The 10,446-nt window shown below is 68.1% G+C and carries 2 protein-coding genes and 1 tRNA gene; all 3 read left to right on the forward strand.

Translation table 11 applies throughout. The annotated features are described in order from the left end of the window. Window positions 1–284: 284 nt before the first annotated feature. Window positions 285–361 (forward strand) — tRNA-Arg (locus H926_RS0106460). A 379-nt stretch (window positions 362–740) separates the two neighbouring features. Beyond that, window positions 741–9,077, forward strand: coding sequence for a hypothetical protein (locus H926_RS0106465; RefSeq protein ID WP_022675590.1), 8,337 nt, complete (start codon window positions 741–743; stop codon window positions 9,075–9,077). A gap of 189 nt (window positions 9,078–9,266) precedes the next feature. Next, window positions 9,267–10,400, forward strand: a complete 1,134-nt coding sequence (lldD, locus tag H926_RS0106470) for an FMN-dependent L-lactate dehydrogenase LldD (RefSeq protein WP_022675591.1) — start codon at window positions 9,267–9,269, stop codon at window positions 10,398–10,400. The last annotated feature ends 46 nt before the right edge of the window (window positions 10,401–10,446 follow it).

The following is a 10,446-nucleotide window of genomic DNA, read 5'->3' on the forward strand; positions in this document are numbered from 1 at the left end:
CCGCCAGCCGATCGGCCCCCAGCACATCCGATGCGCCGCCGGGCAACAGCGGCGGCGGGCCGCCCTGCACCGTTTGCCGCGCCTGCTCGCGCAAGGGATCGCGCGGCGCTGAATCAAGGCTTTGGCCAGCGCGGAAGGACTGGAATGGGGGGTGTTCCATGGCGGAAAGGCTAGGCTGGGATTGTTAACCGATTCCTAATTTTCCGCCGTGCCGATGCCATGGCCAGGGGCCGTGCAAAAACCGCTGGCATGCCCTGCCCGCCACTGCTAGGGCGCCACTTCACGCACCCGTAGCTCAGCTGGATAGAGTACTGCCCTCCGAAGGCAGGGGTCACAGGTTCGAATCCTGTCGGGTGCGCCACTTCCCTCAACATCTGATGCTTGATCGCCCTCTTGGCCCGCGCTGCGCGTGGCGCCAGCGCTGCGCCGACGCCGCTCACGGCATTACCGCGTAATTGTGCGTAAGCTGTTCCGACAATAAATTCACCGTGAACACGGCATACCGTTCCGCGCATGACGTTCAGCGGAACAAGACGCACAGTATTGGTATATATACTTAGCAATCAGCAGATTTCAGCCAATATTGTGTTGATTCAGCCGATTCTGCATAACCGCCGCCGAACCTCGTGAATATGCGCCGCCTGGCCCTGGCCGGGCGGATCAACACAGCTGGCGGCCACTTTTTGCGCAAGCGGCAGCGGTACGCCATGTTCTTTTCAACGCCTTGAGGTGTCAAGAAAATGGCGAATATCAACGTCACCGTGTCGGCCTACAACGCCAATGCGCCCTATTCCGCGGCCGATACCGTCACCCTGGCCGATACCGGCGCTGCCATCGCGGCGCTGTCGGCAAGCGCTTTTGGCAACCTCGCGGCAAACGGCATCGACAAGATCAATGCCACCGACAACGTGCTGAGCCTGACCGTGGACCAGTACCAGGCATTGCGCGTGGTGACGCTGGCCGCAGGCGACGTGATCACCCTGGCTGACAGTGGCGCCAATATCGCCGCGCTTTCTGCCAGCGATATCGCCGCGCTGGCGGATGCCGGGATCGACCGGATCGACGCCACCGACAATGTGCTCAACCTCAGCGTCGCCCAGTACCAGGCGCTCGGCACCGTGGCCCTGACCAGCAGCGACACCGTGACGCTGACCGGCACGGGCACTGCGCTTTCCGCCCTCGCCCCCAGCGATATCGCCGCGCTGGCCGATGCCGGGGTGGACCAGCTTGACGCGACCAACAACGTCCTGTCGCTGACCCTGGCGCAATACCAGGCGCTGGGCAGCGTGACCGTGGCCGCCAACGACGTCCTCACGCTATCGGGCACGGGTGCCAGCATCGGCGCGCTCAGCGTGGCGCAGATTGCCGGCCTGACCGCCTCGGGCTTTGACAAGATCAACGCCACCGACAACGTGCTCACCCTTTCGGTCGCGCAGTATCAGGCGCTGGGCACGGTGGAGCTGGTTGCGGGCGACGTGATCACCCTGGCCGACAGCGGCAGCAACCTGGCCGCGCTCTCGGCCGGTGCTTTTGCCGCGCTGGCCGACGCCGGCATCGACAAGATCGACGCGACCGACAATGCCCTCACCCTGTCCGTGGCGCAGGTCCAGGGTCTGGGCACGGTGGAACTGGCGCGTGGCGACGTGATTACCCTGGCCGACAGCGGCGCGGCGCTGGCCGCGCTCTCTGCCGCCGACATCGCCAATCTGGGCGCCATCGGCATTGACCGCATCGACGCCACCGACAACGCGTTGAGCCTGACGGTGCAGCAGGCGCTGGCGCTGGGCAGCGTGGCGCTGACCGGCAGCGACAGCATTACCCTGGCCGATACCGGCAGCAACCTGGCCGCGCTGACCCCGGCCGAACTGGCGCAACTGGCCACGGCCGGGTTCGACGCGATCGATGCCAGCGATGGGGCGCTTACCCTTTCGCTCGCGCAGATCGGCGCCTTGGGCACCATGGCGCTGACGCCGGGCAACACCGTGATCGCCCAGGCGACGGCTGCCGAGATCGAGGCCCTGTCACCGGTTGCCATCGCCGCCCTGGCGCAGGCCGGCGTGGATCTGCTCGGCCCCAGCGATGGCGAGCCGATGCTCTCCGTGGCGCAGGCCCAGGCCGTGGTCGCCGGCAACCTGTGGTTCACCGGGCACAGCGCGGTTCTGGCCGACAGTGGCGCCGCGATCGCGGCCCTGACCGGCACGAGCCTGGAAGACCTTTACCTCCATGGCGTGACGCGGATCGACGCCATCGACGATGTCCTGACGCTGCATGTGGACCAGGCGCTGGCGGTTGACCAGGCCGGCACCGCCCTGACCGGGGCAGACGTGATCACCCTGGCCGATACCGGCGCCACGCTGGCCGCGCTGGCGGCCGGCACGATCGGCGATCTGGCGCAGCTGGGGATCGACCGCATCGATGCCACCGACAATGCCCTGGCGCTGACCGTGGCGCAGCTCGACGCGCTCGACACTATCGCCCTGACCCAGGCGGACAGTGTCACCCTGGCCGATACCGGCGCGAATCTTGCCGCGCTTTCCGCCGCGACCATCGCTGGCTTGGCGGCGCTGGGGATCGACACGATCCATCCCACCGACGGCACTCTGGCGCTGAGCGTGGCACAGGCCCAGGCGCTGGGCGCCGTGGCGCTGCAAGGCGGCGATACCATCGTGCTGGCCGACAGCGGCGCGCATATCGCGGCGCTCTCTGCCGCCGACATTGCGGCCCTGGCCACTGCCGGGATCGATCGCATCGCCACGACGGGCGGCAGCCTTACGCTGTCTGTCGCGCAGGCCCAGGCCCTTGGCACCATCGCCCTGACCCCATCCGACAGCGTGACGCTGGCCGATACCGGCGCCAGCATCGCGGCGCTTTCGGCAACGGCCCTGGCCGCGCTGGTAACAACCGGCATCGATACGATCGACGCCAGCGACGATGCCCTCGCGCTCACCGTCGCACAGGCCCAGGCGCTCGCCGGCGCGACCCTGTCGGGCAGCGACACGCTGACGCTGGCCGATACCGGCGCGCATATCGCCGCGCTGTCGCTGGCCGACCTAGCCGATCTGAGCGCGCGCGGGTTCACCGCGATCGATGCGCGCGATGACTTGCTCACCCTGTCGCTCGCCCAGGTCCAGGGACTGGGCAACCTGGCCCTTACCGGCGCGGACATGGTCACTGTGCTGGCCACCGGCGCCGAATTCGCGGCGTTGACCACACAGGATTTTACCGCCCTCGCTGCCGCCGGGGTGGATGCCCTGGCGACCACCGACCATGCCCTGGCGCTGAGCGTGGCGCAGGTCCAGGCGCTGGGCAGCCTGGCGCTGGCCGCCGATGACGCGATCACCCTGGCCGACACGGCCGCCCATATCGCGGCACTGACCCCGGCTGACCTTGCCGGTCTGGCCGCGCTTGGCATCGATACGGTCCACGCCACCGATGGCGCGCTTACCCTGTCTGCCGACCAGGCCCTGGCGCTGGGCGTGGTAACTCTGGCCGCCGCCGATACGATCACGCTGGCCGATAGCGCGGCCAACCTTGCCGCCCTCACCGCAAGTGAGATCGCCGCGCTGGCCGCCACCGGAATCGATGTGCTCGATGCCACCGACGATGCCCTGGCGCTGACCGTGGCCCAGGCGCAGGCGCTGGGCTCCATCGCGCTGACCGGCAGCGACAGCATCACCCTGGCCGATGGCGGCGCGGCGATTGCTGCGCTGTCCGCCACGGCGCTGGCCGGGCTAGCCGCCGCCGGGATCGACGCGATCGATGCCACCGACAATGCCCTGCATCTCAACGTGGCGCAGCTTGGCGCTCTGGCCAGCGTAGCCATTTCTGCCAGTGACACGCTCACCCTGGCCGACAGCGGCACCCATGTTGCCGCCCTGTCGGCCGCCGCGCTGGCCGCTCTGGTGGCCCAGGGGATCGACACGGTCGACACCACCGACAACGCGCTCACCCTGTCGCTGGCCCAGGCGCAGGTGCTGCATGGCGTCACGCTCGCCGCTGCAGACCTGGTCACCGTGGTGGCCACCGGCAGCGAATTGGCCGCCCTTACGGCGCAGGACTTTGCCGATCTGGCCGCAGCCGGGGTCGATGCCCTGGCCACCACCGATCATGAGCTGACCCTGAGCGTGGCCCAGGCGCAGGCGCTGGGCGGGCTGGCGCTGGGCGCCGCCGATACCGTGACCCTGCGCGATAGCAGCGCAACGCTTGGCGGCCTTTCGCCCACGGCCCTCGCTGATCTGGTGGCGCTGGGCGTCGATCGCATCGCTGTCAGCGACAGCATAGTGCAGCTGGATGCGACGCAAGCGTTGGCTCTCGCTGGCGCCTTGGTGGCGCCGGACAGCACGCTGATCGTGCACGATGCGCAAAGCACGCTGGAAGCGTTGAGCCCCACGCAATGGGCCACCCTCGCCGCACTGGGCGCCACCACGGTCAGCAGCGTCGAAGGGCATTTCACGCTCGACGCGGCGAGCGCCGTGGCCATGGCCGGGATCGGCCTGGCCGCCAACGAAGTGCTGACCATTGAAGACAACGGCGCGGCGCTTTCCGCTCTCACTACGGCGCAGCTCGCCACGCTTTCGGCCAAGGGTGGCGTCATCGTCATGGTCAGTGACGATGCCCTGGTGCTCGACGTGGCACGGCTCGATGCTGCGGCGGGACTGGCCTTTGCCACGCAGCATGGCTTCACCCTGGCCGATGACGCCAGCGTGCTCAACGCGCTCTCGCCCACCCAGATCGCGCAGGCGGCCGGCCATGGCGTGAGTGTGGTCAGCGCCACGCAAAGCGCGCTGGAATGGACGTGGGCGCAGTTCAACGCGCTCGATGGCGGGCACATTGCCAGCGCCACCAGTGCAACGCTGGTGACCACGCAGGCCGAACTGGACGATGCCGGCCTGCCGATGCTGGCCGGCCTTGCCGGCCAGGGCATCGATACCCTGGCATCGGCCGCCGGCACGCTTACCGTCACGACCGATCAGCTGGCCGCGCTGGGCCAGGTCGTGCTGGCAGTGGGTGACAGCGTGACCCTGGCCGATAGCGGCGCCGCGCTGGCCGCGCTGGATGCCACGGCGCTCGCCGCGCTCGCCGGGCACGGCATCGATACCATCGCCGTGACCGACCACGTCCTGGCATTTTCGCCGGCCCAACTCGCCGCGCTGGGCCAGGTCACGGTCGGTCCGGCCGCCACGCTGGTCCTGGTCGATAGCGGCGTCCACCTGGCCGCGCTCGATGCCGCCGGCGTGGCCGCCCTGGTGGCGCAAGGCGTCGATGCGATCGATTCCAGCGATGATCAGATCGTGCTTGGCCTCGGCACGTTCCGCGCGCTGGCGCCGCTCGCGTTCACGTCGGGTGACCAGATCGTGCTGGAAGACAGCGCCACCGCCCTGTCCAGCCTCTCGCTGACAGACATTGCCCGGCTGCAGGATCTGGGCGTGGCCTATATCGCCGCCACCGATCCGGGCGCCGTCACCTTTTCGCTGGCGCAGTTCGATGCGCTCCATGGCGTGGACCTGGACGTGGCCAGCGTGGTCCTGGCCGATAGCGGCGCGGCGCTGGCGGCACTCGATCCGGCCTATCTGGTCCAGGCGGGCATTGCCGGCCTGCGGCAGATCGACGCCACCGACGATGCGCTGACGCTCAGCTATGACCAGTTCCTGGCACTCGATGACACCGTGGCGCTGACGGCCAGCGACAGCGTGACGCTGACTCTCAGCCCGGCCGTGCTGGCCTCGCTCGACGACGCCGCCATAGCCCACCTCGCCGGCATGCATGTCGATATCCTGGCCAGCACCGGCGGCGCGCTGACGCTGACCCAGGCACAGTTCGATGCCTTGGGCAGCATGGTCATGGCCCCGGCAGCCACGGTGACGCTGGCGCTTGCCGGGTCCGCGCTGGAAACCCTTTCGCCCGCGCAGATTGCCGCCTTGGCCGACCATGGCATCGATGCGATCGACCTGGGCATGGCCATGCCCACGTTGAGCATGGCGCAGGCGCTTGCTCTGTCCGCCTACCCCACGTCGTCCGGCGGGATCATCATTGAAGACAGCGCAGACCACCTGGCCACACTGTCGCCCACCGCGATCGCGCTGCTCGCTGCCACTGGCGCAGTCGCGCTCAGCGCCAGCAGCGGCGCGCTGGTGCTCGATCTGGCGCAGACGCAGGCCCTGCATCTGGCCGAGATCGCCGTCGGTGGCACGCAGCCGGTGACCCTGGCCGACAGCGCCACGGCACTGGCCGCGCTCAGCCCCGAAACCCTGTCGTGGCTCGCTGCCATCGGCGTTGACCAGGTCCACGCGAGCGATGGCCCGCTGACGGTGAGCGTGGCGCAGGCCCTGGCACTGGGCAGCGTTACCTTTGCCGATGGGGATATGGTGATCCTTGCCGATACCGGCGATGCACTGGCCAACCTCTCCGCCACGGCGCTGGCTGGCCTGGCCGCCGCCGGGGTGGACCGGATCGATGCCACCAACGATGCCCTGGTGCTGAGCAAGGCGCAGTTCGATGCGCTGGGCACAGCCACCCTGACCCAGGGCGACAGCGTCACGCTGGCCATCGCGGCGGGCCAGCTTTCGACCCTGACGCCCACGCAACTGCACGACCTCGCCAGCCAGGGCATCGATATCCTGCGCACGCCCGATGCCAGCGCCGCGTTGACCGTGGCACAGGCCCTGGCGCTGGGCAGCATGGTCTTTGCCGCAGATCTGCCCGCCACCCTGGTCGATAGCGGGGCGCATCTCGCCACGCTGTCGGTGGGCGATATTGCCGCCCTGCGCGCCGCCGGCGTTACGGCCATTGCCGCCACTGGCCATGGCTTTGCCGTGACGATCAGCCAGGCCCAGGCCATCGCCGGCATGACGATAGACCCCGCCAGCACCGCAACGATCACCGATAGCGGCAGCGCGTTGGCGGCACTCTCGCCGCAAGCGCTGGCAGCCTTGGCCGATGCCGGGTTTGACCGTATCGATGCCACCGACAACGTGCTGGCGCTGTCGCTGGCGCAGTTCCACGCCATCGCCCCACTGGGCATCGCACCAGACGACGTGCTGACCCTGGCCGATAGCGCGGAAACGCTGGCCGCCCTGTCGCGCAGCCAGATCGATGACCTGGCAGCGCGCGGCGTCACCACGATCCACGCCACCGATGGCGCGATCATCGTGGATGTCGATGGCTGGTCGCGCCTGGTGCAGGACGGCATCGGCTTTGCCCATGGCGACGCGGTCGTGGTGCGCGACAGCAGCACGGCGATCGCCAATCTGGGCGAAGAAACGCTGGCCACGTTTGCCGATAGCGGGGTCACCCGGATTGATGCCAGCGACGATCAGATCACCTTGTCCTATGGCCAATTCCTGGCACTGGGCACTGTGGCATTGACCGGCGCAGACACCGTCAGGCTGTGGTTCAACGGCGATAGCCTGGCCACGCTGGATGACGCCGATGTCGCCGCGCTGGTTGCCGCCGGGGTCGATATGGTGGGCACGCTGGGCGAGCCGCTCTATGTCGATCTGGCCACGCTGCACCATCTGGCGCAGGGCGGCCTGGCGATCGATCCCGATGTCACCGTGCGCCTCACGGTCAGCGGCAACGCCCTGGCGGCACACGACGCGCAGGAACTGATCGCCCTGGGGACGCAAGGCGTGGATGTCATCCAAGTCAACGGCCCGCTGGCCCTGTCGGTGGCGCAATACGATGCGCTCGGGTCGATGGTCCTGGCGGGCTATGATGTCCGCAGCCTGGTGGACAGCGGCGCGCATATCGCCGCGCTTTCGCCGGAAGGGCTGGCCGCACTGGCCGCGCGCGGGGTTGGCGTGATCGATGCCACTGACGGCAGCGTGCATCTCTCGCTGGCGCAAGTGAGCGCCATGGGCGGCATGTATGTTGCGGGTGAAGACCTGGCCGTGGTCGATCTCACTGCCCAGCAGGCCTTTGCCCTCGACACCGAAACGCGCGCCATCCTGGGCCAGCATGGCATCGATGCCATCGCCGTGACCCAGGGCACGCTCACGCTCGGCCTGGCCGATCTCTATCGCTATGCCGACTACACCTTTGCCGGCGGCGACGTGGTCCTGGCCGAAAGCGGGGCGACGCTTGCCAACCTGTCGCCCTATGATCTGGCCTGGCTCGCCGGGCGGGGCATCACCGCGATCGATGCCAGCGATGATGCGCTGGTGCTGTCGCTGGCCCAGTTTACCGCGCTGGGCACGATGCACCTTGCCGCGGCCGACGACGTGACGATCACGGCCAGCGCCGCCGATCTTGCCATGCTGTCTCCGGCCGTGTTCGCAGCGGTGGATGCCAACGGGGTCGACAGCGTGGAAGTCTCGGGCGGCGGCTTCAGCCTCACCGCGGCCCAGGCGGGGCAACTCGGCAATATCCAGCTGATCGGCTCTGGCCCGATCACGCTGGTCGACACCGGCGCCGCGATCGCCGCGCTCAGTGCTGATACCCTGGCCGGGCTGGCCGGTTCGGGCATCACCGCGATTGACGCCACCACCGGCATCACCATCAATGCCAGCAAGTATGAAGCCTTGGGTGGCATCGGCTTTGCCCTGGCCGATGTGGTGACGGTAGCCTCGAACCACAGCTTCACCATGGGCGCCGATGTCGACAACGTGACGCTGACCGGCACCAAGAACCTGGTGGTGACCGGCAACAGCGGCGCGAACGTGATCACCGGCAATGCCGGGCGCAACACGCTGGATGGTGGCGCGGGCAACGATCGCCTGATCGGCGGTGCCGGGCGCGATGTGCTGACCGGCGGCGCGGGGGCTGACAAGTTCATCTTCCGCGATGGCGATTTCGGTGGCAACACGGCCTCTACCGCCGATCGCATCACCGATTTCTCGCGCGGGTCGAAAGACCTGATCTCGCTGATCGGGGTGGATGCCAATACCCATACCGTGGGCGATGATGCCTTTGCCTGGATCGGCAACAGCGCATTCCATCACGTGGCGGGTGAGTTGCGCTATATCCAGACTGCCGGCAACACCTATGTCCAGGGTGACACCAATGGCGATGGCCTGTCGGATTTCTGGATCCGGCTGGATGGTGTCGTCAACCTGCAAGCCACTGATTTCCAACTTTGATCGTGGCTGCAAGGGCGGTTTTGGAAAGGGGCGCCATCGGCGCCCCTTTTTGATTGCATGCAATCACAACCGATCATCGCCGCTGGTTCTCCCCCTCCCCATCGCGGCGCTGCCGTGATAGGGCCTGCCGCCAGGAACGGCCCGACGGCAACGGCCGCGCCGCACACGGCACAGCAGGAAGCAAGGCAGATGATCATTTCCGCACCCACCGATTTTCGTGGCGCGGCCGCGCGGCGCCTGCCGCCGTTTCTGTTTCACTATATCGACGGCGGATCGGGTGCGGAAACCACGCTGCGCCGGAACGAGGCCGATCTCCAGGCGCTGAGCATCCGCCAGAACGTGCTGCGTGACGTGGGCGGGCTGTCCACTGCCACCACCCTGTTTGGCGAAGACATAGCCCTGCCGGTCGTGCTCGCGCCGGTCGGGCTGACCGGCATGTATGCCCGCCGCGGTGAAGTGCAGGCGGCGTGCGCCGCGGCTGCCCATGGCGTGCCGTTCACGCTTTCCACCGTGTCGGTCTGCCCGCTGGAAGAGGTGCAGGCCCAGTGCCCGCGCCCGATCTGGTTCCAGCTCTACGTGCTCAAGGATCGCGGCTTCATGCGCAATGTGCTGGAACGCGCCAAGGCCGCCGGCATCAAGACCCTGGTATTCACGGTCGACATGCCGCTGCCCGGCTCGCGCTATCGCGATGCGCATTCGGGCATGTCGGGCCCCTATGCCGGGCTGCGGCGCATGATCCAGGCAATGACCCACCCCGCCTGGGCCTGGGACGTGGGCCTGCGCGGCAAGCCGCACGACCTCGGCAATGTCTCGGCCTATATGGGAAAGCCCATGGCGCTGGGCGATTATATCGGCTGGCTCGGCAACAATTTCGATCCCGGCATCGGCTGGAAGGATCTCGAATGGATCCGCGCCTTCTGGGACGGGCCGATGGTGGTCAAAGGCATCCTCGAACCGGAAGACGCGCGCGATGCGGTGCGGTTTGGTGCCGATGGCCTGGTCGTGTCGAACCATGGCGGGCGCCAGCTCGATGGCACGCTGTCTTCCGTCGCGGCGCTGCCGCGCATTGCCGATGCGGTGCAGGGCGATCTGCGCATCCTGGCAGATTCGGGCGTGCGCACCGGGCTCGACGTGGTGCGCATGCTGGCCAGCGGCGCCGATGCGGTGATGCTGGGCCGCGCGTTCATCTATGCCCTGGCGGCGCGCGGCGGCGCGGGCGTGGGCCAGTTGCTCGATCTCATCGCGCGTGACATGCGCGTGACCATGGCGCTGACCGGCGCACGCACCGTGGCCGATATCGGCGCGCACACGCTGGCCGGCTGATCGCGCCAGCTCCTTTGGCCCGGATCACGCCGGGGTGGCGGACGGC

Source organism: Novosphingobium sp. B-7 (assembly GCF_000410615.1).
In the GTDB taxonomy this organism is placed as follows: domain Bacteria; phylum Pseudomonadota; class Alphaproteobacteria; order Sphingomonadales; family Sphingomonadaceae; genus Novosphingobium; species Novosphingobium capsulatum.

Excerpts from the sequence above, each read along its gene's own strand:
- H926_RS0106465 (WP_022675590.1), top strand. The coding sequence starts at position 741 with ATGGCGAATATCAACGTCACCGTGTCGGCCTACAACGCCAATGCGCCC.
- lldD (WP_022675591.1), top strand. The coding sequence starts at position 9,267 with ATGATCATTTCCGCACCCACCGATTTTCGTGGCGCGGCCGCGCGGCGC.